General features: G+C 53.3%; 28 protein-coding genes. 25 read left to right on the top strand and 3 right to left on the bottom strand.

The window, feature by feature from the left end; genetic code table 11:
• Positions 1-60: 60 nt before the first annotated feature.
• The 7 genes from KI215_RS09715 to spoVM all read left to right on the top strand — a co-directional run bounded on the left by KI215_RS09715 (position 61) and on the right by spoVM (position 5,840).
• Complete coding sequence (locus KI215_RS09715; protein WP_205492458.1) at positions 61-816, top strand: Stp1/IreP family PP2C-type Ser/Thr phosphatase; 756 nt, start codon at positions 61-63, stop codon at positions 814-816.
• A gap of 28 nt (positions 817-844) precedes the next feature.
• Positions 845-2,467: a Stk1 family PASTA domain-containing Ser/Thr kinase gene (gene pknB, locus KI215_RS09710; RefSeq protein WP_420830192.1), complete on the top strand. Its 1,623-nt coding sequence runs from the start codon at positions 845-847 to the stop codon at positions 2,465-2,467.
• Positions 2,468-2,632: 165 nt separating this feature from the next.
• Complete coding sequence (rsgA, locus tag KI215_RS09705) at positions 2,633-3,511, top strand: ribosome small subunit-dependent GTPase A (RefSeq protein WP_212772551.1); 879 nt, start codon at positions 2,633-2,635, stop codon at positions 3,509-3,511.
• 2 nt (positions 3,512-3,513) lie between these two features.
• A complete protein-coding gene (gene rpe / locus KI215_RS09700) occupies positions 3,514-4,185 on the top strand; it encodes a ribulose-phosphate 3-epimerase (RefSeq protein ID WP_212772550.1) in 672 nt (223 codons plus the stop codon).
• A 177-nt stretch (positions 4,186-4,362) separates the two neighbouring features.
• Complete coding sequence (thiT, locus tag KI215_RS09695; protein WP_246512075.1) at positions 4,363-4,920, top strand: energy-coupled thiamine transporter ThiT; 558 nt, start codon at positions 4,363-4,365, stop codon at positions 4,918-4,920.
• Complete coding sequence (locus KI215_RS09690; RefSeq protein WP_212772549.1) at positions 4,917-5,591, top strand: thiamine diphosphokinase; 675 nt, start codon at positions 4,917-4,919, stop codon at positions 5,589-5,591. The genes thiT and KI215_RS09690 overlap by 4 nt, the downstream gene beginning before the upstream one ends.
• A gap of 165 nt (positions 5,592-5,756) precedes the next feature.
• Positions 5,757-5,840, top strand: a complete 84-nt coding sequence (gene spoVM / locus KI215_RS09685; RefSeq protein ID WP_205493194.1) for a stage V sporulation protein SpoVM — start codon at positions 5,757-5,759, stop codon at positions 5,838-5,840.
• Positions 5,841-5,975: 135 nt separating this feature from the next.
• On the opposite strand, the gene rpmB is transcribed toward spoVM, so the two are convergent.
• Positions 5,976-6,164, bottom strand: a complete 189-nt coding sequence (gene rpmB / locus KI215_RS09680; RefSeq protein WP_212772548.1) for a 50S ribosomal protein L28 — start codon at positions 6,162-6,164, stop codon at positions 5,976-5,978.
• Between the two features lie 185 nt (positions 6,165-6,349).
• Between rpmB and KI215_RS09675 the strand changes: the two genes are divergently transcribed.
• From KI215_RS09675 to recG, 6 genes are all read left to right on the top strand, one after another.
• Positions 6,350-6,715 (top strand): Asp23/Gls24 family envelope stress response protein, encoded by a 366-nt coding sequence (locus tag KI215_RS09675; RefSeq protein ID WP_212772547.1) that lies wholly within the window; start codon positions 6,350-6,352, stop codon positions 6,713-6,715.
• A gap of 432 nt (positions 6,716-7,147) precedes the next feature.
• On the top strand, positions 7,148-8,854 hold the full coding sequence (locus KI215_RS09670; protein WP_420830110.1) for a DAK2 domain-containing protein: 1,707 nt from the start codon (positions 7,148-7,150) through the stop codon (positions 8,852-8,854).
• Between the two features lie 19 nt (positions 8,855-8,873).
• Positions 8,874-9,728 carry a DegV family protein gene (locus KI215_RS09665; protein ID WP_212772546.1) on the top strand — a complete coding sequence of 285 codons (855 nt, stop codon included), beginning with the start codon at positions 8,874-8,876 and terminating at the stop codon, positions 9,726-9,728.
• Between the two features lie 100 nt (positions 9,729-9,828).
• Positions 9,829-10,488: an L-serine ammonia-lyase, iron-sulfur-dependent subunit beta gene (gene sdaAB / locus KI215_RS09660; protein ID WP_212772545.1), complete on the top strand. Its 660-nt coding sequence runs from the start codon at positions 9,829-9,831 to the stop codon at positions 10,486-10,488.
• A gap of 177 nt (positions 10,489-10,665) precedes the next feature.
• Complete coding sequence (sdaAA, locus tag KI215_RS09655) at positions 10,666-11,553, top strand: L-serine ammonia-lyase, iron-sulfur-dependent, subunit alpha (RefSeq protein WP_212772544.1); 888 nt, start codon at positions 10,666-10,668, stop codon at positions 11,551-11,553.
• 4 nt (positions 11,554-11,557) lie between these two features.
• Positions 11,558-13,609: an ATP-dependent DNA helicase RecG gene (gene recG, locus KI215_RS09650; protein WP_212772543.1), complete on the top strand. Its 2,052-nt coding sequence runs from the start codon at positions 11,558-11,560 to the stop codon at positions 13,607-13,609.
• A gap of 99 nt (positions 13,610-13,708) precedes the next feature.
• Here the strand turns inward: recG and KI215_RS16120 are convergent, their stop codons facing one another.
• A complete protein-coding gene (locus KI215_RS16120; protein ID WP_275956696.1) occupies positions 13,709-13,834 on the bottom strand; it encodes a hypothetical protein in 126 nt (41 codons plus the stop codon).
• Positions 13,835-14,295: 461 nt separating this feature from the next.
• On the opposite strand from KI215_RS16120, the gene KI215_RS09645 reads away from it, so the two are divergent.
• From KI215_RS09645 to coaD, 4 genes are all read left to right on the top strand, one after another.
• Positions 14,296-14,607: a DUF2461 domain-containing protein gene (locus KI215_RS09645; protein WP_212772542.1), complete on the top strand. Its 312-nt coding sequence runs from the start codon at positions 14,296-14,298 to the stop codon at positions 14,605-14,607.
• 299 nt (positions 14,608-14,906) lie between these two features.
• Positions 14,907-15,581 carry a hypothetical protein gene (locus KI215_RS09640; protein ID WP_212772541.1) on the top strand — a complete coding sequence of 225 codons (675 nt, stop codon included), beginning with the start codon at positions 14,907-14,909 and terminating at the stop codon, positions 15,579-15,581.
• 504 nt (positions 15,582-16,085) lie between these two features.
• Positions 16,086-16,646: a 16S rRNA (guanine(966)-N(2))-methyltransferase RsmD gene (gene rsmD, locus KI215_RS09635; protein ID WP_212772540.1), complete on the top strand. Its 561-nt coding sequence runs from the start codon at positions 16,086-16,088 to the stop codon at positions 16,644-16,646.
• 12 nt (positions 16,647-16,658) lie between these two features.
• Positions 16,659-17,141 carry a pantetheine-phosphate adenylyltransferase gene (gene coaD, locus KI215_RS09630; protein WP_212772539.1) on the top strand — a complete coding sequence of 161 codons (483 nt, stop codon included), beginning with the start codon at positions 16,659-16,661 and terminating at the stop codon, positions 17,139-17,141.
• Positions 17,142-17,167: 26 nt separating this feature from the next.
• On the opposite strand, the gene ylbJ is transcribed toward coaD, so the two are convergent.
• Positions 17,168-18,412 (bottom strand): sporulation integral membrane protein YlbJ, encoded by a 1,245-nt coding sequence (ylbJ, locus tag KI215_RS09625; RefSeq protein ID WP_212772538.1) that lies wholly within the window; start codon positions 18,410-18,412, stop codon positions 17,168-17,170.
• A gap of 213 nt (positions 18,413-18,625) precedes the next feature.
• Here ylbJ and KI215_RS09620 point away from each other — a divergent pair, with 213 nt between their 5' ends.
• The 8 genes from KI215_RS09620 (at position 18,626) to fabD (ending at position 25,276) form a co-directional block, all read left to right on the top strand.
• Positions 18,626-19,429, top strand: coding sequence for a patatin-like phospholipase family protein (locus KI215_RS09620; protein ID WP_246512074.1), 804 nt, complete (start codon positions 18,626-18,628; stop codon positions 19,427-19,429).
• On the top strand, positions 19,413-20,528 hold the full coding sequence (locus KI215_RS09615; protein WP_212772536.1) for a SepM family pheromone-processing serine protease: 1,116 nt from the start codon (positions 19,413-19,415) through the stop codon (positions 20,526-20,528). Before KI215_RS09620 ends, KI215_RS09615 begins: the two co-directional genes overlap by 17 nt.
• Before the next feature lie 11 nt (positions 20,529-20,539).
• A complete protein-coding gene (locus KI215_RS09610) occupies positions 20,540-21,064 on the top strand; it encodes a YceD family protein (RefSeq protein ID WP_212772535.1) in 525 nt (174 codons plus the stop codon).
• A gap of 68 nt (positions 21,065-21,132) precedes the next feature.
• Positions 21,133-21,309, top strand: coding sequence for a 50S ribosomal protein L32 (gene rpmF / locus KI215_RS09605; protein ID WP_212772534.1), 177 nt, complete (start codon positions 21,133-21,135; stop codon positions 21,307-21,309).
• A 158-nt stretch (positions 21,310-21,467) separates the two neighbouring features.
• The gene (gene fapR, locus KI215_RS09600) at positions 21,468-22,052 is read left to right on the top strand and encodes a transcription factor FapR (RefSeq protein ID WP_246512073.1); all 585 of its coding nucleotides are present in this window, start codon (positions 21,468-21,470) and stop codon (positions 22,050-22,052) included.
• On the top strand, positions 22,052-23,041 hold the full coding sequence (gene plsX, locus KI215_RS09595; protein WP_212772532.1) for a phosphate acyltransferase PlsX: 990 nt from the start codon (positions 22,052-22,054) through the stop codon (positions 23,039-23,041). The genes fapR and plsX overlap by 1 nt, the downstream gene beginning before the upstream one ends.
• 5 nt (positions 23,042-23,046) lie before the next feature.
• Complete coding sequence (locus KI215_RS09590; RefSeq protein WP_420830108.1) at positions 23,047-24,054, top strand: beta-ketoacyl-ACP synthase III; 1,008 nt, start codon at positions 23,047-23,049, stop codon at positions 24,052-24,054.
• A 283-nt stretch (positions 24,055-24,337) separates the two neighbouring features.
• Positions 24,338-25,276: an ACP S-malonyltransferase gene (gene fabD, locus KI215_RS09585; protein WP_212772531.1), complete on the top strand. Its 939-nt coding sequence runs from the start codon at positions 24,338-24,340 to the stop codon at positions 25,274-25,276.
• Positions 25,277-25,278 lie beyond the last annotated feature (2 nt).

The following is a 25,278-nucleotide window of genomic DNA, read 5'->3' as shown; positions in this document are numbered from 1 at the left end:
CGTTTCCATCCAATGAATGGGAGCGTTTTTCCATGTAGATGAGGAAAGGGGTTACCGGGGATGAAGATGGCATGGCGGACCGATACAGGCCGGGTGCGCAAGCACAACGAAGACAGCATCGGTCTGTTTCGCACAAAAAAAGGGGCTCTGGTTGCAGTGGTTGCTGACGGGATGGGCGGTCATCAAGCCGGAGACGTAGCCAGCAGGCATGCCGTCGAGATCATCCGTCGGGAATTGGATACACTCTCTTCTAGGGCAGATGTGGAGGAGCGTCGTCAACGCCTCCTGGAGGCCGTCCAAAAAGCCAACCAAAGCGTCTTCCAATTGGCGAACGAAGTGCAAAAATACAAAGGGATGGGCACTACACTCATTGCCGCCGTCATCGCCAAACGTGAAATTGTGCTCGCCCACATTGGCGACAGCCGTGCCTATCTGCTCCATCGGGGTGGCCTGTATCAATTGACGGAAGATCATTCGCTGGTGAACATCCTGAAAAAACACGGCCAAATCACGGAGGAAGAAGCGCGGAATCATCCCCAGCGCAATGTGATCATTCGATCGTTGGGCACCAATGAAGAAGTGGAAGCGGACATCATTGAGACACCGTGGAACCCGGGGGACACCTTGCTGATGTGTACAGATGGTCTGACCGGCATGGTAGATGTCCGCCAGATCGGGTTGGTGTTGACCTCCCGGATGACGTTGGACCAACAGGCCGATCGGTTGGTGCAATTGGCCAATGAAGCGGGGGGAACGGATAATATTTCCTTGATCTTGCTGAAAAATACCCGGGCGAGAAAAACATATTCGGGATAGGTCGGAGGAGGAGCGGGGTGACATGAATATGGAAGGGAAAAAGCTGGGTGGGCGTTACCACGTCATCAGTCGTGTCGGCGGTGGCGGAATGGCCGTGGTATATAAAGCGAAGGACCTTTTGTTGAATCGGTATGTTGCCATCAAAGTGCTGAACGAGTCGCTCAGCAACGACGCGGAGTTCATCCGTCGTTTCAGCCGGGAAGCACAGGCGGCGGCCAGTTTGTCGCATCCCAACGTCGTCAACGTGTATGACGTGGGCAAGGACGGTCACACCCACTATATCGTGATGGAGTATGTGGAAGGGCCGACGTTGAAGGAGTTTATTTTGGAGAACGGCCCTTTGCCTCCGGAAGAAGCGGCTGCTATCGCAATCCAAATCTGCGATGCGCTGGCGCACGCCCACGAAAATCAGATTGTTCACCGGGATATCAAGCCGCACAACATTTTGCTGGGATCCAACGGACGAGCCAAAGTGACGGATTTCGGCATCGCCCGTGCGGCCACCTCGTCAACCATCACGCAAACCGGTTCGGTGATGGGCTCGGTGCATTATTTCTCCCCTGAGCAGGCGCGCGGGGGTGTGATCGGTGAAAAATCCGATCTGTACTCGTTGGGCATCGTGTTATATGAGATGGTGACAGGCGTATTGCCGTTTGACGGTGACTCGGCGATCGGCATCGCGCTCAAACATCTGCAGGAGCCCGTGCCGGATCCGCGGCAATGGAATCCGGACATTCCGGATCAATTGATCGACATTATCATGCGGGCGCTAGAAAAAGATCCGCAAAACCGTTTCCCGTCCGCCAAAGCGATGATGCAGGAGCTCAAATTCGCTTTCCATGCGGATCGGTTGGAGACACCGCGTTGGCGCGCTGAAACAAAGGATGATGAAAATACCAAACCGATCGCCACGTTGTCCCGTGTGGAAGCGGCGGCGAAAGCGGAGGAACCGCGCCAATCTACCCAGGTGGGCGAGGATACCATGGCCAGCTTGGAGCGCCTGCGCAATATACCGGCTGACCAAAACAAGACCGTTTTGCAGCGTACCGTCATCTGGCTGGAGAATATGCAGGCTAACATGCCGTGGTGGCAAAAGCTTCTGTTTGGACTATTTACCATGGTCGTCATTATTGCCTTGACCATCTTCGGATTCACCAGCTTGTGGAGCCTCTTCTCCAGTGCAGGTGAGGATCAGGACGCGATGAACAAAAACCAACCGACCGCTCAGACGGTGACGTTGGAAGATTTGACCAACAAACCCCGTAAAGAAGCGGTAGAGTGGTTAAAAAGTCACGGTTTGAAACCCCAAATCGAGAAAAAGAGCAAAGAAGGCGTCGAACCGGGTGTCGTTTTCGACCAGGAGCCGGCGAGCGGGACTTCCGTCAAGCCCGGCTCGCCGGTTACTTTGTATGTCGCTTCCAATGAAGGTATGGTACAGGTACCGGATTATACAGGGAAATTTGAAAGTAGGGTTCGTGGATTACCAAATGTGAAAGTCCGTTATTGGGATTTTCCTGGTGTTCACGGAAAGATATATGAACAATATCCAGCACCCGGTTCATGGATGAAACCAGGCACTACCATCTATGTGTGGGTAGACGCGGACAATAACGTCGATCCTCCGCCGTCTGCCGGAGGGAAGCCGGAATAAAGCGGAATTCGTTTATGTATGTTTGTTAGATTTCTCACATAGGGAAAGATGAATAGAGGAGAATACGGCAAACGGTACAGGGACCGTTTTCCCGTCGCTCGACTGCGGCGGGATGACGTGTCCCGCCATTTTGTGGCGTGATTACATACGACAAGGAGGAATGTTATGCCGGAGGGGCAAATCGTTCGGGCTGTCAGCGGGTTTTACTATGTGCGGACGCCGGAAGGGGAAAAGGTGCAATGCCGCGCTCGCGGCGTGTTTAAAAAGAAAAACGTCACACCGTTGGTGGGCGATCTCGTTCGCTTCGACTGGACGGGCGACGGCCAAGGCTTCATCACGGAAGTAAAACCGCGCAAGACCCAACTGATTCGCCCTCCGATTGCCAATGTGGAGCAGGCGATCGTCGTGAGCGCTTTGCGTGAGCCTGCAGTTCAACTCATGGTGTTAGACCGTGTGTTGGTGCATTGTGAAAAGGCAGGGCTGGATGTGGTACTTTGTCTGACCAAAACGGATTTGGTGACAGACGAGGAAGAAATCGTACGGGTCCGATCTATTTACGAAACAGCCGGTTATCCAGTGGTGGCCACCAGTGTGGTGACGGGGGAAGGCATCGACACCGTCAGGCAATATCTGAAAGGGAAGTTGTCGGTTTTTGCCGGCCAGTCCGGAGTGGGCAAATCCTCTTTGCTCAACGCCATTCACCCCGGTTTCCAACTGGCGACCGGATCTGTCAGCAGCAAAATCGGCCGGGGACGGCATACAACGCGAACGGTGGAGATACTGGATCTTCCTGACGGTGGTCAAGTGGCGGACACACCGGGATTCAGTCAGTTGACATTTCAAGGGATGGAAGCTTCCGAGTTGAGCGATTGCTTTCCCGAATTCCGTCTGCGCTCCTCTGAGTGCCGATTCCGCGGATGCCTTCATCGCAATGAGCCGGACTGCGCTGTTCGGTCAGCGGTGGAGAAAGGAGAAGTTGACGCCGGACGGTATGAGCATTACCTTCAGTTCTTGCAGGAAGTCGAAGCGTTACGGAGGTATTGAGCATGATCAAAATCGCGCCATCCATTCTCTCCGCTGATTTTTCACGATTGGGAGAGGAGATCAAGGAAGTGGAAGCGGCGGGAGCGGACTGGATTCACGTGGATGTGATGGACGGCCATTTTGTTCCCAACTTGACGATCGGTCCACTTGTGGTGGAAGCGATCCGACCTCAAACGCGTCTGCCTTTGGACGTTCATTTGATGATTGAGGAACCGGATCGGTATATCCCCGCTTTTGCACGTAGCGGTGCCGACTGGATCAGTGTGCATGTTGAGGCGTGTCCGCATCTTCACCGGACTGTTCATCTGATCAAAGAGCACGGAGCCAAGGCGGGTGTGGTCCTCAATCCAGCTACGCCCGCAGGGGTATTGGAACCCATTTTGCCTGATGTGGACCTGGTTTTGCTGATGACGGTCAATCCCGGCTTCGGCGGTCAGAAGTTCATCTCATTTGTTCTGCCGAAAATCGGACAAGTTCGCGACATGTTGCAACGCGCGGGTCGAATGGATGTCGCATTGGAAGTGGACGGTGGGATCAATCCGTATACCGCAGCCGATGTTGTAGCGCAAGGAGCCGACGTGTTGGTCGCCGGCTCGGCAGTGTTCGGGGCCGAGAATCGAGAAGAGGCGATTCGTCGGTTGCGGGAAGCGGCGAAAAACGCGCTGGAAACTTGATAAATCTGGTTTAAGATTGGGGCCGTTTCCCTGTAAAATGAAGGGGAACGGCCTCGGCTGTCTTGTCAACTGTATTCTCATTGACAATAATAGAGATGAATTTCCGGCTGTAATGTGGAATGATGGCCGCAATCGATCACGAGAAATGAACATAACTAGAGAAAGGAGGAACGACTATTGACCAGTCAACAACGGTTGTTGACTTTAACCGAAATCGCCATCATGGCTGCAATCGGTGTATTGTTGTCCACGTACGTCAACATCCAGGGGCTTTGGCCGCAAGGAGGTTCCATCAGCCTGGTGATGCTGCCGATCGCTTTGTTGTCCTTTCGCCGTGGATGGGTAGCCGGCGTAATTTGCGGTTTGTTGGTCGGTCTGATCAATTTGATGGTGGAACCGTTTGTGGTGCATCCCGTGCAGGTCGTGTTGGATTATCCGCTGGCTTTCACGGCACTGGGTCTGTCTGGCGTGTTCGCGCTGAATCGGGACATGACCCGAGGCAAGCAGGTGACGCGGGCCGTTCTGGGTCTGATTCTTGCTGGCGGTTTGCGCTTGCTGTCCCATTTTATCTCGGGTGTGATCTGGTTTGGTCAGTATGCACCAAAAGGGATGAATGTGGCCTTGTATTCGTTCCTTTACAATGTTTCATACATCTTGCCTGATGTAATCATCGCCGCCTTGCTGATGACCATACTGATTACACAGGCACCGCAGTTGGTGATGAGACAACAGTGAATGGGAAATGGCATGGGACAGGGCGTGTTGTGATTGTAACGGGCGGGTCGATTGACAACGGGGACTTTTCGGCAATTCGTCCGGATGACGTGGTGATCGGCGTAGACGGTGGTGCGGTTCGCCTTTGGGAGGCAGGTGTACGCATCGATTTGGCCGTTGGTGACTTCGACACGGCGGGAGAAGATTTTCTTCACCGTTTGCGTGAATCCAGTGTTCCCACGCGCCGATTGCCGGCCGAAAAGGATTTGACTGATACGCAGTACGCGGTGGAACAAGCGTTGATGCACGATCCGCAAGAGATTCTGGTGTTGGGAGCGCTGGGCGGTACGCGCTTTGATCATACTTGGGCCAACGTGGGGTTGCTGGAGCGAATCGCCGACCGGGGCAGTGTCGGGATCATTCAGAACCGATGGAACCGGCTTCGGCTGATGAAAGGGTCCGGATCGCTTGTTCTTCCGCGAGATCGATACACTTTTTGTTCGCTGCTGCCAGTGTCAGAGGAAGTGAGCGGGGTAACGCTGACAGGCTTTCGCTATCCATTGAAAGAGGCGACGCTGAAACGGGGTGACACGTGGGGCATCAGCAATGAATGGGAAGCAGATCGGGCAGTCATCGTAATCCGCTCCGGTGTGTTGCTGGTGGTGGAAAGCAATGACGCATCCGACGTTTAGCGTGTCTGGTCAATATCGTCCGGATCGCTTCCCCGGAAAACATGGTCTCTTATTGGTATCCGCGATTGTTTGTGGGCACACTTTCCCCTCCGTCGCATATAAATAAATGACGTCAGCGAACACGGAATTTTATGTGCGTACTAACAGCGGTAAGGAGGGGTAGGGGTGAAATTTTACACCATCAAGCTCCCGAAATTTCTCGGTGGGATGGTCAGAGCCCTCTTGAGTATGTTTCAGAAGGAAAAGTGAGTTGCTTCCATCTTGATCCATCCATGCGCGTTCCGCTCACGTCCCGGGGAGACCAGGGACGATGACGGCGTGTCCACGAAAAAAGCACCGCGAACGGTGCTTTTTTTGACGACCTCAAAAAAACCCGCAGTCCGGTCAGACGCGGGTTACTTTTCCCGATTTAAGGGCTTTGGCACTCACATAGACGCGTTTCGGCTTGCCGTCAACCAAGATGCGCACTTTTTGTACGTTGACGCCCCATTTGCGCTTGGATTTGCGGTTGGAGTGGCTAACTTTGTTTCCGGTGCGTCCTTCTTTGCCGGTGATGAAACAACGACGGGCCACTCTGAACACCTCCCAGTTTCCTCTCATAGATAGCAAAACACCTAAACATTTTAGCACAACCCCATCCCCCTTGCAAGAAACGGATCAACCAACTAAGATGATATGGTAACTTTTAATTCCGAAATTGTTGTTGTACAATTGTGCTGAATGTGCAAAAGAGTGACCTCTCCCAAGGAGGAATGACGATGAGTCTCGAATTGGCCAATGACCTCGGGCACATCGAAGTAGCCAACGAAGTCCTTGCCACCATTGCTGGAGCGGCGGCCATGGATTGCTACGGCTTGGTCGGCATGGCTTCGCGCAGCCAATTGAAAGACGGTATCACAGAGTTGCTCAAACGGGAAAATCTGAGCAAAGGGATCGAGGTCCGGATCGAGCGGGGCGAAGTGGTGGTTGACATGTACATTATCGTCGGCTACGGAACGAAAATCTCCGAAGTCGCGAACAATGTTCAATCCAAAGTAAAGTACACACTGAAACAATTGGTGGGGATCGAGGTCAACCGGGTCAATATCTTTGTTCAAGGAGTACGGTTGGTCAACGAAGATTGACTCTCCACCGGGCTCACGCACCCCAAGAGCAATTCCTGAGGGGGTTCCTGGGATTCTTGGGTCATTTGCGTTCGCAGTCCGTTACCATTTTGAAAAACCCCAAGTTCAGAGGTGGTCATCACCCCGTCCCTTGCAGATCTACAACCCGGTTGTATTATACCTACATGGGCAGCGTACATAAAAGTACGCTGGTTCCTTCTTTCACCCTATGGTTAAATCGGTGGGATGGGTGGATTTGTCACTGGAACCTCATACCATGACGTTTGAAGGAACGTGATCCACTCTGAGTGGGATGAGCAACGCTCATACGTTCGCTTCATCAACAAATGGGTTGCTCTTGCCATTCTCAAGGAGGTTCCGAGTAACGCTGCCTTTATCCCACGATGGAAACCGTGGGGTTTTAGTTAGCATTTTCTGTAAGGAGGAGCACTGTTGACACATCAACAGATTGACGCGACACTTTTCTCACTCATGATTTGGGCGGGAGCGCACCAACTGGACAAACACGTGGAACAAGTAAACGCCCTCAACGTCTTCCCTGTACCGGACGGAGATACGGGAACCAACATGAATCTATCGTTCTCTTCCGGTGCCAAGGAAGTGGAACGGAAAAAAAGTAATCATGTGGGACAACTGGCGGAAGCGCTATCAAAAGGATTGCTGATGGGCGCGCGCGGAAATTCCGGCGTTATTTTATCCCAGTTGTTCCGTGGATTTGCCAAATCCGTAGCGAACAAGGAGACATTGTCAGCGAGGGATTTGGCCATGGCTTTCCATAAGGGGGTGGAAACTGCCTACAAAGCTGTGATCAAACCGGTTGAAGGCACCATTCTCACAGTTGCGCGGGAAGCGGCGGAAAAAGGGCTGATGCGCATAACCCAGACGAACGATGTGGTGGCGGTGATGGAGGCCGTGTTGGAAGAAGCGCGCCTCTCACTCTCTCGTACCCCCAAATTGTTGCCCGTGTTGGCGCAAACCGGTGTGGTGGATGCGGGCGGACAAGGATTGGTCTTCATTTATGAAGGTTTTTTGTCCGCATTGAAAGGAATGGTGGATCGAGAAGAAACGAAATCACTAGCTTCCGTCGCAGGGCCGAATGAATCCTTGGGAACAGTAGCACATCAAAATGCACAGGCCAAAATCGACGCATCCGAAATCGAGCATGGATATTGTACCGAATTCATGATCATGTTGGAGAAGGATGCATCATTTGACGAGACGGGGTTTCGCCGGGAGATGGAGCAGTTCGGCGATTCGCTCTTGGTAGTGGCCGATGACGATTTGGTCAAAGTGCACATTCATGCCGAGCGTCCTGGGGATGCGCTCAATTTTGCCATGCAATATGGTGGGCTTACGCGCATCAAAATTGAGAACATGCGTGAGCAACACGCCAACATCGTGGGAAAGGAAGGGTCCGCTTCTCCGACTGAACCACCAGTGGAAAAGGTGGAGGAGTCCGTTTCAGACGATTTCGCGGTGCCCAAGCCCTACGGGTTGGTGGCGGTTGCGGCAGGTGACGGCATTGCGGAAATCTTCCGCAGTTTGGGAGTGGATGTGATCATCGAAGGCGGGCAGACGATGAACCCCAGTACGGAGGATATTGCACGGGCGATTGAGCGGTTAAACGTCGAGCATGTCATCATCCTGCCCAACAACAAGAACATCATCCTTACGGCGGAACATGTGAAACATATCGTCGAAACCCCGGTGACGGTCTTACCGACGAAGACGGTTCCGCAAGGGTTGGCGGCACTGCTCGCTTTCCAACCGGAAGCCGACTTGGAGGAAAACCGGCGGCGGATGACGGAAAGTCTCAATCGGGTGCGATCGGGTGAAGTCACCTATGCCGTGCGCGATTCCAACGTACAGGGCATGGAGATCAAAGAAGGGGATTTCCTGGGAATCAGCGAAGGAAGAATCGAAACGGTAGGCGGCAGCCTGCTGGCTACTTCCCGGGACTTGCTCCAGAAAATGTTGTCCGAGCCGGCCGATGTCGTCACCATCATATATGGGAAGGACGTCACTGATGCACAGGTCAAGGAGTTATCCGATTTTCTGAAGCGGAACTATCCCGATGTGGAATACGAAGTGCATTATGGCGGTCAACCATTGTATTTCTTCCTGTTTTCCGTAGAATAACCGCGGAGGTGCTTATGCATTGCGCAAAGTAAAAGTGATCACCGACAGCACAGCGGACATCCCCGCTGAATTGGTACAGGAACTGGAGATTTCCGTTGTTCCGTTGAAAGTGCATTTACAGGGCCAAACGTATTTGGACGGAGTGGACATTCGAGCCGAAGAATTTTACAAGAAGTTGCAAGAAGCGAATGAGTTGGCGACCACTTCGCAGCCGTCCCCGATCGACTTTGTGGAAACGTACCGGGCGGCCGCCAAAGAAGGAGACGTGGATCTCTTGTCCATCCACCTTTCTTCGGCCTTCAGTGGCACGTTTCAATCCGCACTGTTGGCGAAATCGATGGTGGAGGAAGAGTTCAAAGTTACCGTTATTGATTCGAAAAAAGCGTCCTACGCCATCGGCATGATCGTGGTGGAAGTGGCAAGGTCGGCCAAAGAAGGTAAGTCACTCGACGAATGTGTGGCTCTTGTCAACCGGATGATCGACGAGATGGGTGTCTATTTCATGGTGGACACGCTGGAGTATCTTCAAAAGGGTGGCCGGATCGGAAAGGCGTCCGCTCTCGTCGGTTCGCTGTTGAACATCAAGCCGATTCTCTCCATCAGTGAAAATGGGGAAGTATTTCCCCTGGATAAAGTGCGCGGCAAGAGCAAGGCTGAAGCCCGCGTTTTTGAACTGATCAGGGAAAAAGCGGGGGACAAGGGGTTGGCAAAAGCGGCAGTCTTCCACGCTGACAGGCCCGAGGAAGCGGAAAGATGGGCGGAGCGGTTGCGCAACGAATTTGCGGTAGAAGATGTGGTCATCACGCAAATCGGTCCGGTAGTCGGTGCGCACGTCGGACCGGGAACGATCGCGGTCGTCGTTTTGCCGGCATAAATGCACCCGGTGATTGCCATCATTCTTGATCATCTTCTATTCTTGGTGGGAGCATACGGCAAATATGGCGAGTAGGTGGTTGCAGGAGGAGTGAGTGTGAATGAAGTATCGTACAGTTTTTGACATTATCGGGCCGATTATGATCGGCCCCTCCAGTTCTCATACTGCCGGTGCGGCACGTATCGGACGGGCGGCCCGCGCATTGTTCGGCAGAAAACCGAAAAAAGTGACGATTACGTTTTACGGTTCATTTGCCAAGACATATCGGGGACACGGCACAGACATCGCTATCGTCGGTGGTGTATTGGATTTTGACACATTTGACAAACGGATTGTCGATTCCTTGAAAATTGCGCGTGATCAAGGCATCGAAGTGGTCTTTCGGGAGTCGGAGGAAGTGCCGGATCACCCAAACACAGCACGGATATTGCTGGAAGACGAGAATGGGTCGACGGAAGTGGTAGGGATCTCCATCGGTGGTGGCAAAATGGAGATCACCGAACTGAACGGTTTTTCTCTCAACCTGTCCGGTAATGCACCGACATTACTCGTCCTGCACCATGACCGGTATGGTGCCATCGCCACCGTAGCCGGGATTTTGGCTCGCCATCAAATCAACATCGGTTACATGCAGGTTTCGCGTAAGGAAAAAGGTTCGCTGGCTCTCATGACCATCGAGACGGATCAGTCGGTGAGTGAAGAGGTAAAAGCCGAGATCGAGGCGCAAGAAGGCATCACGGGTGTGACCGTGTTGTCATGATTCACGGGCATGTGCGGTTCATCGTCATTTGCTGATGCCCATTATCAAAGCCGTCGATCCCGTTATTCCGGGGTTCGGCGGCTGATTTTTTCCTGGATGGTATGTTATCATTACTGTAGGAAAAAGGAATCTTCATCTGTTTTCAGCAACACGTCATCGAAAAGGAGACAGATCTCCATGAAATTTCGAACGATAGCCGAATTGGTGGAAATTGCCGAGTCGGAACAAATGCCGATCTCGGAAGTGATGATAAGGGCGGAGATGGAAGCGACGGGGGAATCCCGCGAGTCGATCTTCCGTATGATGGAGCAAAATCTGGATGTGATGGAGCAGGCCATCCATCGCGGCCTGACGGAAGATATCCGTTCACACAGCGGATTGACGGGCGGTGACGCCAAAAAGATTCAAGCCTACAAAAACAAAGCGAAACTTCTGCTCTCCGGTCCGACTGTTTTGGATGCGGTTTCACGTGCGACAGCCGTATCCGAAGTGAACGCTGCGATGGGAACGATCGTGGCCACGCCGACGGCCGGTTCTTGCGGTATTCTGCCCGGTTGTGTGTTCACCGCGGCCAACCGATTGAACTCAGACAGGGAAACGATGGTTCGGGCGCTGTTTGTCGGCGGGGCGATCGGATACATTATCGCCAACAATGCATGCATTTCCGGGGCGGCAGGAGGTTGTCAGGCCGAGGTGGGATCCGCTACGGCGATGGCAGCTGCTGCTGTCGTGGAAATGGCCGGTGGAACTCCCTCGATGTCAGCGCAAGCAGTGGCGATTGCGTTGAAAAACATGCTGGGTTTGGTCTGTGATCCTGTTGCCGGGCTGGTCGAAGCCCCCTGCGTCAAACGCAATGCGATGGGAGCAGCGATCGCGATGGTGGCGGCAGATATGGCGATGGCCGGGGTGGAAAGCGTTATTCCGCCGGATGAAGTGGTGGAAGCGATGTACAAGATCGGCCGGGATATGCCGGTGGCTCTGAAAGAAACGGCATTAGGAGGGTTGGCGGCGACCCCGACGGGACGAGCGTTGGAGCGTCGGATTTTCGGGGGGACGCCAAAGTGAACGGATGGATTTGAGAAACACGCCAGTGACGGCAGTGACGGGAGTGGGAGAAAAACGGGCGGAAGAGCTGGAGCAGTTGGGCATCCGAACCGTGGAGGACTTGTTGACTTATTTTCCATACCGGTACGATGATTACCGTCTGGTCGATTTGACCTCGGCGGAGCACGAGGAGCGAGTCACCGTCCGGGGCAAGTTGCTCACCATCCCCAGCATCCGATGGTATGGCGGAAAAAAGTCCCGTATCAGCGCCAAACTGGATGTGGACGGCCTGGCGGTTCAAGTGGTGTGGTTCAATCAGGCATATCTCAAATCCAAACTTCAAATAGGGCAGTCCCTGATGGTTTCGGGAAAATGGGATCGGCATCGCTTGCAGATCACTGCGGATCGGACTTTTTTTAGTAGTGCCGAGCAGGAAAAGCAAGCCGGTCGCCTTATGCCGGTCTATTCGATCTCGGGCGGCATCAAGGTCGCCTGGTTGCGCAAAACCATCCATCAGGCGTTTCTTCAGTTTGGACGCCATATTGAAGAGGTGTTGCCGACGGAGATCCGCGAACAGTACCGGTTGATGGACCGGGCGCAGGCCATGTATCGTCTTCATTTTCCCCGGAGCAGGGAGGAAGGAAGCCGTGCCCGACGCCGAATGGCATATGAGGAGCTGTTTTTGTATGAATTGAAACTCCTTCATTGGCGGAGGCAGACGCGTGAACGGGTAAAAGGGATTGCCCATGAATTCGATACAGGTCAAGTAAAACAATTGATCGAGGGTTTGCCGTTTTCCCTGACGGGTGCCCAACAGCGCGTCGTTCGCGAAATTTTGGACGATATGCGCTCGCCGGAGCAAATGCATCGTCTATTGCAGGGAGATGTGGGTTCAGGGAAAACGGTCATTGCGGCGATCGCACTCTACGCCAATTATCTGAGCGGTTGTCAGGGCGCGTTGATGGTGCCGACCGAGATTTTGGCTGAGCAACATTTGCAATCATTGAGGAAAATATTAGAACCACACGGCGTCCGTTTGGCTTTGTTGACAGGAAGTTTGACCACCAAAGAGCGAAGGGAAGTATTGAGTGAATTGCAGATGGGGTTGGCCGATGTGGTGGTGGGCACGCACGCGTTGATCCAGGAACCAGTGATGTTTCACCGCTTGGGATTGGTGATCACGGACGAACAGCACCGGTTCGGGGTGAAGCAGCGGGCCCGTTTTCGAGAAAAAGGCGAAGCGCCGGACGTACTCCATATGACGGCGACGCCCATTCCTCGTACACTGGCGATCACGGTTTACGGGGATATGGACGTCTCAGTGATCGATGAGATGCCGGCCGGTCGTCAACCTGTCGACACCTATTGGGTCAAATCCGATGTATGGCCACGTGTGGTGCAATTTATCGCCAAGGAATGCCGCAACCATCATCAGGCGTACGTCATCTGCCCCTTGATCGACGAATCCGAGAAACTGGATTTGCAAAACGCCCAGGCTGTGTATGAAGAATTGACGCAATCGCTGGCGCCGGTGCGGGTTGGTCTTTTACACGGAAAAATGTCTCCGGCGGAGAAAGAAGAAGTGATGCGGCGGTTTGCGGCCAATGACATCCAGGTGTTGGTGTCCACCACCGTTGTGGAAGTGGGGGTTAACGTACCCAACGCCACTGTGATGGTCGTTTATGATGCCGACCGTTTCGGATTGGCCCAACTCCATCAGTTACGCGGACGGGTTGGACGCGGCGGTGGGGCGGCTACTTGCATTCTGGTGGCTGATCCCAAAACGGAAACGGGCGTGGAACGGATGCGAATCATGACAGAGACGACAGACGGATTTGAAATCGCCCAACGCGATTTGGAACTGAGGGGACCGGGAGATTTCTTTGGTGTCAAACAGAGCGGGTTGCCCGATTTTCGGGTGGCCGATGTAGTAGAGGATGCCAAGATCTTGGAAATCGCCCGTACGGATGCCATCCGGTTGATCACAAGTTCTGATTTTTGGCAGCGCAAAGAATGGTCGCCCCTGCACCGCTACCTTCGAAGTTTGGATGAAGAAGGACAAGTGAATTTTGATTAAACAAGTTTTACGTAACCGATTTGCACATAAGAATATGTTGTGACTGAAAAAACCTAGAGGCACCGTGCCTCTAGGTTTCCCCCGGATGTTGGACCCGTCTCACCATAAGAATGGGTCTTTTTTTCTCGCCTTCCTTTTGTAACGCCGTCCATATCGCTGTGACAGTTGTGTCAGTGTCTCGATCAGCCTGACGACCGCAGAGAAGAGTATGATCCATTTCTCCACGTTCGTGCCCTCCTTTCCAATCGAGGCTGCTACTGACGGCGGATTTGCCAGCCAACTCCCGTCAAGTCAATGGGGTCAATGGTAGAAAGGAGCGCAGATGTTGGGAGACAGATGGTGAAGTCAAAAGTGGCAGGTGGGGTGGAAACGAGCGGATAAAGAAGAGGTTTCAGTTCGACTGCTCTGGGGTAAAAAAGTATATTCGGAATTTTTAAAATAAACTTCTGGAATTGGTTAATTCTGGGTGTTGGCCTAACCCCAATATACCATATCAATCCAATGATGTAAATACATAGAAATATTTTTCAGCCGATTCGGCGTTTTTTTTATTGGGATTCTACCTTCGGCCGGGATATTTGCAGGTCAGGCGAACGGATTTGGTAATCATGCATAGGCTGTTGGTATCAAATCAATAACTGAGTGACTATCTGTCGAGATCCGACGGTTAGATGGAGGAGAAAGCTGTGAATGCGGATAAAACGCTTTATATGGATTTGGCCAGAACGATCAATCAGACGCTGGGAAGAAAGGCGATTCACCCGGAAAGGATTCGCCAAGCCGTTAAAGAAGCCAAACGGATCAAGCGATATGGCGGTACAGCAGAACTGATCCATTATGCCACTCATTTGTACGAAACTTGGTTTACCCCGGAAGAAGTGGAGATGTTGAAGCGATCTCCGAGAAAAAAGGAATTGTCACACCGCATGATCGATCTGTTGGTCTTGGAAAAGGTGCTGACTCCCGCGCAAGGAATGATGTTCAAGCACATGGTGTAGCGATGGTATGTCGATCGTTGCCAGGTGCTTGTTTTGGTGATTCCGTCAAGCGTTCACGTTTTTCCAGGCGTAGCATAGATCATTGGAAAGAGTGCAGGGACACTGGTGGATTGACCGGGATAACGATACCCGGTCATTTTCCGTCGGATGGAAGGATGGTGTACCCTTTGGGCATCCCGCCTGCAAGATTGGGTGGATGGATTGGGCCGATATCTCGGACAGGATAAGGGCATCCGTCATACGATAGTTGTGTATCCTTGGTTTTCACATTCAAATGCTTGAAAGGGGGAAGTCGCCCTTTGAAAAAACTGCGGACCCAAGGCCAGTCCCAATCGCGTGGTTTGGGCTGGTTACAGGAAAAAGTGGAACAACTGTTGAAAGAGCGTCAGGAACAACTCTCGCGTCTGCGTGAGCAACAACAGCCTCCTTGGCCGATGCCGCCCGGCTTGCCGAATCTGCCTCCCCCTCAACACGGATTGTTTCCTGAACAGGGGGAAACACCTCAGAGGAACCACCTCCGTCACGAATCTCCCGGCGCGTCGCAACGTCATGAATCGCCCCATCGGCACGGAATGACCGAATTCAACCCGACGGAATCTCCACCCCCGGCTCCACCGTGGGCTGAAGAATGGCCGGATATGCCGCGAAGTCAGGATGGTGGCAACGAACCGCGGGAGCCGGAAGCATCCCGAAATTACAGAGAATGGCTGTTGGAAGAATGGGACTTTGAGGATATTCCCCCACCGCGTCATCTTTTGGAGGGAAGAGAAAATCCACCGAGACGAGCGCCCCATATGCCGGAGTGGCCGCCGATCGCTCCGTGGGACGCTCCGCCTAACAGTAACCGGAGAGCACAAGACTCGGAGGAGTTCTCGCAGCTGACGGATGAACGAAAAGAGGCAGAACGCGCCAAAGTAAATACCGCCAAGAGCAGAGGACGGCGAACAAGGAAACAGCGTCACAAAAAACGGTAACCGGAATGTGTCTCATTCGCAGACGTTGGAAGTCTGCGAATTTTTTTTGCACAAAAAAGGACTCGCGGGTAACCCCAGCGAGCCGATAGTATCCGTGCACTCTTGCACCGATACTGAAATGGGAGAGGAGAAACCGGAGGAAGAGCTTATGGGGAAACGTAAGTCTTCTCCGCGGTTTGACGGCATCGGTTGATGCCGCCATTCCTATCGTTGCCACATACGAAGCGAAATATACGCCTTGGTTGTCCGATTTTTTTGCTCTCAGCATGAACGCGTTTTCACCTAGGTTTTCTTTGTGGTAGGATAGAAATGTTAACAATGAGAAAGGAATGTCTGGTGGATTGACAACCCAGAAGGTTCCGGTGATAACAGAGAAAAAGTAAAACTCGCCTCCCGATCCATTTCCTCCGGATTAAGAAGGGAGACGGCTTTTGCGGGACTTTGTGGGAGTCCCTTGCTGACCGGACAGATCAGGCATGTCCAAAAAAGAGGGTGTGTAGACTCATGCGGATTATTGCCGGTACTGCACGCGGTTTGCGATTGAAAATGGTTCCCGGCAAACACGTGAGGCCCACTGCGGACAGGGTGAAGGAGTCATTGTTTCACATCATCGGCCCTTTTTTTGACGGCGGATGGGTGCTGGACCTCTTTGCGGGTACCGGTGCCCTGGGCTTGGAAGCTCTAAGTCGCGGGATGGATCGCGCGGTGTTCGTGGATCGTCATCGGTTGAGTGTGGAAACGATCCGTGCCAATGTTCAATTGGCCGGCTTCGAGAAACAATCGGAGATTTATCAGCGAGACGCGCGAGCCGCCATTCGAGTGTTGGCCCGACGCGGGATTCGCTTTCAATTCGTTTTTGTCGATCCGCCATACCGAGAAGGGTTGCATGTACCCGTGTTGAAGCAGTTGGCGGTAACATCGATTTTGGAAAAAAACGGCATGGTCGTTGTAGAATCAGCGTCTGATCAGGAACTGCCGAAAGCAGTGGAGGAACTTCACGTTACTCGCGAGCTGGAGTATGGTGACACCGTGATCAGGTTATACCAGCAACAAAGTGATGCTTAGGAGGTGGAGGCGGTGACAATTGCCGTATATCCTGGAAGTTTTGATCCTTTGACCTACGGTCATCTCGATATCATCCAACGCAGTTCCAAAGTGGTGGATCACCTGATTGTGGCGGTACTACATAATGCACAGAAACAGCCCTTGTTTAGTGTGGATGAGCGGAAAGCGCTCATCAGTGAAGTGGTGTCCGGAATGAAAAACGTGGAAGTGGACAGTTTTGACGGGCTGTTGGTCGACTATGTACGCGAACGGAACGCGGATGTGATTGTTCGCGGATTGCGGGCGATTACCGATTTTGAGTATGAGTTGCAATTGGCTTCCATCAATCGAAAAATGAATCCGGACGCGGAAACCCTGTTTATGATGACGAACAACCAATATTCTTTCCTCAGTTCCAAGATGGTCAAAGAGGTGGCCAAATATGGGGCGGACGTCAGCGATCTGGTTCCCCCGCCTGTTGAGGCCGCGCTTCGGAACAAATTTGGATTCCAGTGACCAACCCGGTGACAACATCGGGTTGGTCACCTTTTGGCAGGAGATTGGGATCGCATCATCTGTGCGATCAAACCAACCCCGATCAAGACGATGAAAACGATCAGGGTTTTTTCGGCATTCCACAATACTTGCTCCCCGAACGATGGCCAGCCGGAGACGGAGATTCGTGCGGCAAAGGCGGGAATGGTCACCTCCGGCTCCGCCATTTTCAAGGGCACTCCCAACAAGTAAGTCAATGTCGCGGCCAAGCCGGCATGTATGAATCGGGCCACCAAATATGGCGTGTAGCGAATGTCCGTCTTACCCAAAATGCTGACCACTTGGGCATGAACGGATAGTCCGCTCCATGCCAGGACAGCACCGGCAACGGCCAAATGGTCGGTCGGAGAAAAGGTGGGCAATGTGTTGCTGATACCTTGCACCCCCAGTGTTGCTTCGAAGAAGCCGGCGACGACAGGTCCGGATATTTCCATAGGCATGCCTGCTGCCTGTAGAAGCGGCCCGATCAGCAGTACGAGCACATGTATCACGCCTAGCAGTGTCAACACCTGGATGATGACGGAAAACATCATGATGAATCCACCAATCATCAATAAGGTCTGAATGGAGGAGTGGATCGCGTCCCCCATTAATTTTCCCAATGTTCGTCCGTCTTGCAACCTGGCGTAATGCATGGCACGAAAGGCGCGGGTCAAGAAAAATGATTGATCTTCGTGCGAGAGAGTAGTGACCTCGCTGCCCCCTTTGTGAAAGCGCATCAACCAACCTACCAGAACTGAGGCGCCATAATGAGCCAAGGCAATGGTGATGCCGAAGGAAGCATCACGAAAGAATCCCACGGCGACGGCACCGAACAAAAATAACGGGTCAGCGGTGCAGGTAAAGGCGACCAGACGTTCCCCCTCTATACGGGTCAGCAAGTGTTGTTCCCGAAGTCGTGCCGTCAGTTTCGCCCCCATCGGATAACCTGAGGCGAACCCCATCGCCATGACAAAACCGCCCGCACCGGGCACGCGAAACAAGGGGCGCATCAATGGCTCCAGCAGGATGCCCATGAAATGGACGACACCGAGCCCCATCAGGATCTCTGAGGCGATGAAAAACGGAAACAAAGCGGGTAAAATAACGTCCCACCAAATTTTTAGTCCTTTCAAGGAAGCCTGGAAGGTGGGTTCGGGGTAAAACACCAGTGAAAAGGCAAAAAATAAGGCGACCAATGCAAGTCCCAATGACTTCAATTGGGAGAGCAGGACAGGGTTTGTCCGATACATCGGAATCCTCCAAACAGGCGTGAGGTGATGGTGATACCATGTCTACGCGATCATGCGGGGAATTAGACCGCTTGTCTGTCCCATAGAATGCGTAAGGAAATGCGTTGGGCCAGGGGCGTTGATAAATCTATCAATCGACAACGTTTTCTTGGGCGATCGACTTACCATCAGACTGAGCAGGGAATCGGACACCCTAAAAGGAGGGGGGACGTTTTGGGGAGGCCGAAAATCGGATTGGCACTGGGATCTGGCGGGGCAAGAGGTTGGGCTCATGTCGGAGTGCTCAAAGTGTTGCGGGAAGGGGGTATCCCCGTTCACATGATTGCGGGAAGCAGTATGGGGAGTTTAGTCGGAGCGTTATATGCCAATAACTTAGAGTTGGACATGATTGAAGAATTGGCGACACGGTTGAATCGCAAATATTGGGTTGATCTGACCGTTCCGCGCAAAGGGTTTATTATCGGTGACAAAGTGCGGGAGCTGATTCGCTTGCTCACGCACGGGAAATCTATAGAAGAATTATCCATTCCCTTGGCGGTGGTGGCGACCGATCTCGTCAAAGGGGAACGGGTTGTTTTTACGTCCGGTCCGGTTGATCTGGCAGTACGGGCGAGTATCTCTATTCCCGGTATCTTTGAGCCAGTCGAATGGGAAGATAAAATTCTGGTCGACGGTGGTGTGATTGATCGCATTCCCATCACAGTACTTCGTGAAATGGGAGCCGATTTGGTTATTGCGGTAGATGTGGTTCCGCGTTTCAACGAAGTCAAAATCCGGTCGATCTTTGATGTGATTGCGCAAACGCTCGGTGTGATGGAGCGGCAGATGCTCAGTCAGCAATTGATTGAAGCTGACTTCCTGATTCACCCGGAGTTGTCCGAAATTAGTCCGACCGCTTTTCATCAAGTGGAGAAATGCATCCGATTAGGTGAGGAGGCGGCGCGCGCACATGTGGAACGGATTCGGGAACGGATCCGCAACTGGGAAGGGGTGGATGGTGATGGGATGGCCAAGTAGCAACCGGTACCGTTGGCTGCAGGTATTGGTGATATTGGCGGTTTTGGCTGTGTTGGGTTGGATGATTCCGGTTCCGTATTATGTGGTAGCCCCCGGTTCGGCCATGCCGGTGGCACCGATGGTGAAGATTCAGGGCGTCAACCCGGATGAGGCAGGCGCGTTTTACCTCACGACGGTATCGATGAAGGAAGGAAATGTATGGAATTATTTACTGGCCAAATATGGAGCTGACGGCGAACTGATCGCCAAACAGGAAATATTGAGCCCGGGAGAGAATTCACGCGAGTATTTCCAACGCCAGGAAGAAATCATGCGCACTTCGCAGGACAATGCAGTCATCGCCGCTTTTCATCAAGCAGGCAAACCTGTTTCAGTGAAGCTCCGCGGTGTAAAGATCTTGCGTGTGGTCAAAGGAATGCCGGCGGAAAAAGTATTGAAGGAAAACGATTTGATCCAGGCGATTGACCGGCAGCCCGTGCAAACAGCCGATCAGTTGATGCAGGCGTTGAAATCGCGGCGTCCGGGAGAACGTGTCCGTCTTCGGGTGGTTCGTGACGGAAAATTAAGAGAAGAGACGGTGACATTAACCCGTCTGCCGGTAATGCCGGGGAAAACACAGGCAGGAATCGGGATCGTTCCGGTCACGGATCGATTGGTGAAAACCAGGCCTGTCATCAGATTGAATGCGGGAAACATCGGCGGCCCATCGGCCGGGTTGATGTTTTCGCTGGAGATTGTCAACCGACTGACACCCGGTGACTTGACCAAAGGATATCGTGTAGCCGGAACGGGTACGATCTCCCCCGACGGACGCGTAGGGCAAATCGGCGGTGTGGAGCACAAGGTGGTGGCCGCAGAACGGGAAGGCGCGACCCTCTTTTTCGTACCGAAGGATATTGCACCGGGTGACAGCAATGCAAAAGCCGCGCAAGCGACGGTGAGGCGCTTGAAATTGCACATAAAAGTGGTCCCCGTCGCCACCTTGCAGGAAGCGATCCGGTATTTGGAACGTCTGCCCCAGCGGCGGAATACGGCTTTCCATCAGGCGGAAACATTGACAGGTCGTCGGGATTGGCATATAATAACCCTGTTTTCATAAGGAGTGGGAGCATGCAGGTATCCCTGCGGGAACTCAACCGCATCGGGGCGGAAACGCTGGTTTTGAACGAAACGGTTGAACTGGAGGGGCTTGAACGGGAAGTGCGGCAATTGGTTCGGTTTGAGCCGCTCCGCGTTCAGGTCGCTATCTCCCGTAACGATCATCGATTTCATGTGCAAGGTGAACTGGAGACGACGGCGACAGTCGTCTGTTCCAAATGTCTGACGCGATTTGACGTCCCTTTGCATACCGAATGGGAAGAATGGCTGACTGAACATCCCGCGTATGCAGAGGAAACAGAGGAACGGGAAGTTCAACTGATCGAATCCGATCCGGTCGATCTCACCCCTTATATACGGGAAGCTATGTTGTTTACCCTTCCGTTTATCCCCGTATGTCGGGAAGATTGCAAGGGGTTGTGTCCCAAGTGTGGTGTCAACCGAAACGAAGTGACCTGCACATGCGACACGGAACGGATCGATCCCCGATTGGCTGCTTTACAGGATTGGTTCAACCAGCATCATGAAAAAGATTAGGGCGTACGGTCATTTATCGACGATTAGCCTGCCCTGATCGGTTCCATCATGTTGGAGGGGGTGAAATCATGGCAGTACCTTTTCGGCGTACATCCAAAACACGTAAGCGCAAACGGCGCACGCACTTCAAACTGTCTGTGCCGGGCATGGTTCGTTGCCCGCAATGCGGCGAATTCAAACTGGCTCATCGCGTGTGCAAAGCATGCGGATACTACAAAGGCAACGAAGTGGCCAGCAATGACTGATCACACGGAATAAAGCGGAAGACCGGCGTCAGTGACCGGTCTTTCATCTTTTTTGGGACATGTACCAAAATAGCCGTTGTATTTTGGCGGGGTTTTCTATATACTAAGTTAGGACTTGGTATTAATAGGTGGTCTTAAAAGGTGGTGAAACTCCCGCTGTGCGCCTCTCAAAGAAAGAACGGCAACGTCAGTTGACGTTGGCGTTACAACAAAACCCGTTCGCAACGGACGAAGAGATGGCCCGCCAATTTGGCGTCAGTATCCAGACGATCCGGTTGGATCGGATGGAATTGGGCATTCCTGAACTAAGGGAACGAATCAAGCACATGGCGGAAGAGAATTTCGACCGGGTGCGTTCGTTGGCGCCGGAAGAGGTGATCGGTGAGATCGTTGAACTCCACCTGGATCACGGCGGAACTTCCATTTTGGAAATCAAGCGGGAGCACGTGTTCACCCGCAATCGTATCGCGCGCGGGCACTATCTGTTTGCGCAGGCCAATTCGCTGGCGGTGGCAATCATTGACGCAGAGGTTGTGTTGACTGCTTCAGCCAACATTCGCTTTCTGCGTCCTGTTCGCCTGGGGGAAAAATGCGTCGCCAGAGCGAAAGTAGTGAAGGAAAGTGCCCATCGCGTACAGGTCGACGTGAAAACTCGTGTGGAAGAAGAAATCGTCTTTCAAGGCGTGTTCGATATGTATCGTGCCTCGGGAGACGAGGCGGTCAAGTTGAAGGAGGGGCATTGATGCGCATAGCGTTGGACGTAATGGGCGGGGACCATGCGCCAACGGCCATATTCGAAGGAGTACGGCAAGCGGCTGAACAATGGCCGGATTTGAGGTTGGTATTGATCGGCCGGGAAGAAGTTTTGCAATCTCAAACGTATCCATCCAATGTCGAACTCCATCCCGTAACCGAGTCGATTGATGCGGGAGAAGAACCGGTCAAAGCCATCCGACGTAAAAAGGACTCGTCCATCGTCGTCGGTTGCCGGATGGTGAAAGAGGGCAAGGCGGACGCATTCATCAGTGCCGGCAATACGGGTGCGCTGATGGCAGCCGGGCTGTTTTACACCGGCAGATTGGAAGGGATTGATCGTCCTGCGTTGGCGCCGGTGTTCCCCACGATGGACGGACGCGGCGTACTGGTATTGGACGTGGGTGCCAATCCGGAAGCCAAACCGGAACATTTGGTGCAATATGCCCGGATGGGTGCGATCTATGCCGAAAAGGTGTTGGGGTTTGAACAACCGCGTGTCGGTTTGCTTAACATCGGGACGGAGGAAGGAAAAGGAACAGAACGAACCAAAGAGGCGTACAGCTTGCTGTCGCAGTTGCCCATCCGGTTTGTCGGCAACGTGGAGGCGCGGGATGTGTTGTATGGGGTGTGCGACGTTCTCGTGTGCGACGGCTTTTCCGGCAATATTCTGCTGAAAAACACAGAAGGCGTGGCCAAGGCGATTTTTGAACGGTTAAAAGAGGAATTTACCCGTACATGGCTGAACAAATTAGCTGCGGCGATTTTGAAGCCGGGTCTGAAACGTTTCGCCAAAGCGATGGATTACACCGAACATGGTGGTGCGCCGCTGCTGGGATTAAGCGGGGCGATCGTCAAGGCACACGGATCTTCTGACGCAAACGCGATTGCCAATGCAATTCGCCAGGCGCGTCGGTTTGTGGAACAGGCGGTGATTTCACAAATCTCTGGCGAGATCGGGGATGACAGGAGGGATTGAGGACGATGATGCGATCCGTGGGGATTCTGGGAACCGGCGCGCATTTGCCGGAAAAGGTGTTAACCAATTTTGATTTGGAAAAGATGGTGGATACTTCGGATGAGTGGATTGTGAGCCGGACCGGTATCCGGGAGCGGCGCATCGCGGCGGATAATGAGGCATCTTCGGACCTGGCGGTGGAGGCCGGACGAAAAGCGCTGGAAGCGGCGGGAATCACACCTGATCAGTTGGACTTGATCATCGTGGCCACGGTGACGCCCGACATGATGTTCCCCGCAACGGCCTGCCTCGTACAGGATCGGCTGGGAGCTTCGAAAGCAGCTACTTTTGACCTGTCTGCCGCTTGCACCGGATTCTTGTACGGCATCACCACGGCGGCCCAATTCATCGCCAACGGAATCTATCGTTACGCTTTGGTGATCGGGGTCGATTGCTTGTCCAAAATCATCAACTGGGAGGACCGGAACACCTGCGTGCTGTTCGGCGATGGGGCAGGCGCGGTGGTGCTTGGGCCTGTTGAAGAAGGATATGGTTTTCTCTCGTTTGATCTGGGTGCGGATGGTTCGGGTGGTAACCTGTTGCTCCAGCCGGCCGGGGGTTCGCGCATTCCGGCGACAGTGGAGTCAGTGGAGAAAAAATTGCACACCATTTCCATGACCGGCGGGGAAGTGTTCAAATTCGCCGTTCGCGTTATGGGCAATGCCGCCGAAGAGGCATTGAAAAAAGTGGGAATGACCAAGGACGATATCGATTTCCTCGTCCCGCACCAAGCCAATATTCGCATCATCGACGCCGCGGTGAAGCGCTTCGGTCTGTCGGAAGACAAAGTGATCGTCAACCTGGATCGCTACGGTAACATGTCGTCTGCCTCCATTCCGGTCGCGTTGGACGAAGCCGTGCGTGAAGGCCGGATTCGTGAGGGAGATACCTTGGTACTCGTCGGATTCGGCGGCGGACTGACTTGGGGAGCGGCCGTACTCAAGTGGTCCACCAAAGAAAAACAAAGGGACTAGGGCGGCAACGTTTTCCCAGGTGAGTGATACCTAAGATTGACGGCCTTGATCTGCTTCCTTGCAGGGCGCACGTGGACCAAGCGGGGAAAACGATACAGACAATGTAGATCAGGCATGCCCGAAAAGCATGTCCGGTTATTCTGGGAAAAGGGAAGCCTGTTGTTCCCGACTTCAAAGGTGGGAAACGGGTTTACCCTGTGCCCCAGGGGTGTAGAGATTCGATGAGAAAAATGGATCAGACACACCCCAATACGGCGCAAGCTGACGGAAAGGAGCAGGAACGATGGGAAAAATCGCGTTTCTCTTCCCCGGTCAGGGATCGCAATTCGTGGGGATGGGTCGGGTCATAGCAGAACGCGACGAGCGGGCGGCACGTCTTTTCGCCCAGGCAGATGACGTGCTCGGATATGCGTTGTCCCGACTCTGTTTCGAAGGACCCGAAGAGGAATTGCGCCTGACGGCCAACACGCAACCGGCAATTTTGACCACCAGCATGGCCATCTATACGGTTTTTGCAGACGCAGGGATCGAGCCCGATTATGTAGCAGGACACAGCCTGGGAGAATACTCGGCGTTAACCGCCGCAGGTGCACTAGATTTTGCGGATGCGGTGGCCACCGTGCACCGGCGTGGACTGTTCATGGAAGAAGCGGTCCCTGCCGGTCAGGGGGCGATGTCGGCGGTGATGGGATTGGAACGCGAAGCGTTGGATGCGGTGTGCCGGGAAGTGACGCGCGAAGGTCACGTGGTGGTGGCAGCCAATTACAACTGCCCCGGGCAGATCGTCATTTCCGGACATCGTGACGCTGTCGAGGAAGCGGGAGAAAAAGCCAAAGCCGCCGGAGCACGTCGAGTGATTCCGCTCGCCGTCAGTGGTCCCTTCCATTCGCCCCTGATGCAACCGGCGGCCGAACGGTTGAAAGACGTTCTGGAAACCATCACTATCCGTGATGCACGCGTCCCGGTCGTGGCTAACGTCTCGGCATCCCCGATCCAAGACGCGGATGAGATCCGCCGTTCGCTGGTGGAACAAGTGGCCAGCCCTGTTTTGTGGGAGGATAGTGTCCACTGGATGTTGAATCAGGGAGTGGACACGTTCGTGGAGATCGGACCGGGTACGGTGTTGACCGGATTGGTTCGGAAAGTGGAGCGCAAAGTGACCGCTGTTTCCGTGCAGGACGTGGAAACGTTGCAGGCGGCATTGGACATGTTGCAGAAATGACA

The organism is Polycladomyces abyssicola (genome assembly GCF_018326425.1).
Classification (GTDB): domain Bacteria; phylum Bacillota; class Bacilli; order Thermoactinomycetales; family JIR-001; genus Polycladomyces; species Polycladomyces abyssicola.
Note: the sequence above shows the minus strand (reverse complement) of the source record. Positions and strands in the feature narration are given on the sequence as shown.

What these genes read in the sequence shown, in the direction of transcription:
- KI215_RS09715 (WP_205492458.1), top strand. Translation starts at nt 61, where the DNA reads ATGAAGATGGCATGGCGGACCGATACAGGCCGGGTGCGCAAGCACAAC.
- pknB (WP_420830192.1), top strand. Translation starts at nt 845, where the DNA reads ATGGAAGGGAAAAAGCTGGGTGGGCGTTACCACGTCATCAGTCGTGTC.
- rsgA (WP_212772551.1), top strand. Translation starts at nt 2,633, where the DNA reads ATGCCGGAGGGGCAAATCGTTCGGGCTGTCAGCGGGTTTTACTATGTG.
- rpe (WP_212772550.1), top strand. Translation starts at nt 3,514, where the DNA reads ATGATCAAAATCGCGCCATCCATTCTCTCCGCTGATTTTTCACGATTG.
- KI215_RS09675 (WP_212772547.1), top strand. Translation starts at nt 6,350, where the DNA reads ATGAGTCTCGAATTGGCCAATGACCTCGGGCACATCGAAGTAGCCAAC.
- sdaAB (WP_212772545.1), top strand. Translation starts at nt 9,829, where the DNA reads ATGAAGTATCGTACAGTTTTTGACATTATCGGGCCGATTATGATCGGC.
- sdaAA (WP_212772544.1), top strand. Translation starts at nt 10,666, where the DNA reads ATGAAATTTCGAACGATAGCCGAATTGGTGGAAATTGCCGAGTCGGAA.
- recG (WP_212772543.1), top strand. Translation starts at nt 11,558, where the DNA reads ATGGATTTGAGAAACACGCCAGTGACGGCAGTGACGGGAGTGGGAGAA.
- rsmD (WP_212772540.1), top strand. Translation starts at nt 16,086, where the DNA reads ATGCGGATTATTGCCGGTACTGCACGCGGTTTGCGATTGAAAATGGTT.
- ylbJ (WP_212772538.1), bottom strand. Translation starts at nt 18,412, where the DNA reads ATGTATCGGACAAACCCTGTCCTGCTCTCCCAATTGAAGTCATTGGGA.
- KI215_RS09615 (WP_212772536.1), top strand. Translation starts at nt 19,413, where the DNA reads ATGGGATGGCCAAGTAGCAACCGGTACCGTTGGCTGCAGGTATTGGTG.
- KI215_RS09610 (WP_212772535.1), top strand. Translation starts at nt 20,540, where the DNA reads ATGCAGGTATCCCTGCGGGAACTCAACCGCATCGGGGCGGAAACGCTG.
- rpmF (WP_212772534.1), top strand. Translation starts at nt 21,133, where the DNA reads ATGGCAGTACCTTTTCGGCGTACATCCAAAACACGTAAGCGCAAACGG.
- plsX (WP_212772532.1), top strand. Translation starts at nt 22,052, where the DNA reads ATGCGCATAGCGTTGGACGTAATGGGCGGGGACCATGCGCCAACGGCC.
- KI215_RS09590 (WP_420830108.1), top strand. Translation starts at nt 23,047, where the DNA reads ATGATGCGATCCGTGGGGATTCTGGGAACCGGCGCGCATTTGCCGGAA.
- fabD (WP_212772531.1), top strand. Translation starts at nt 24,338, where the DNA reads ATGGGAAAAATCGCGTTTCTCTTCCCCGGTCAGGGATCGCAATTCGTG.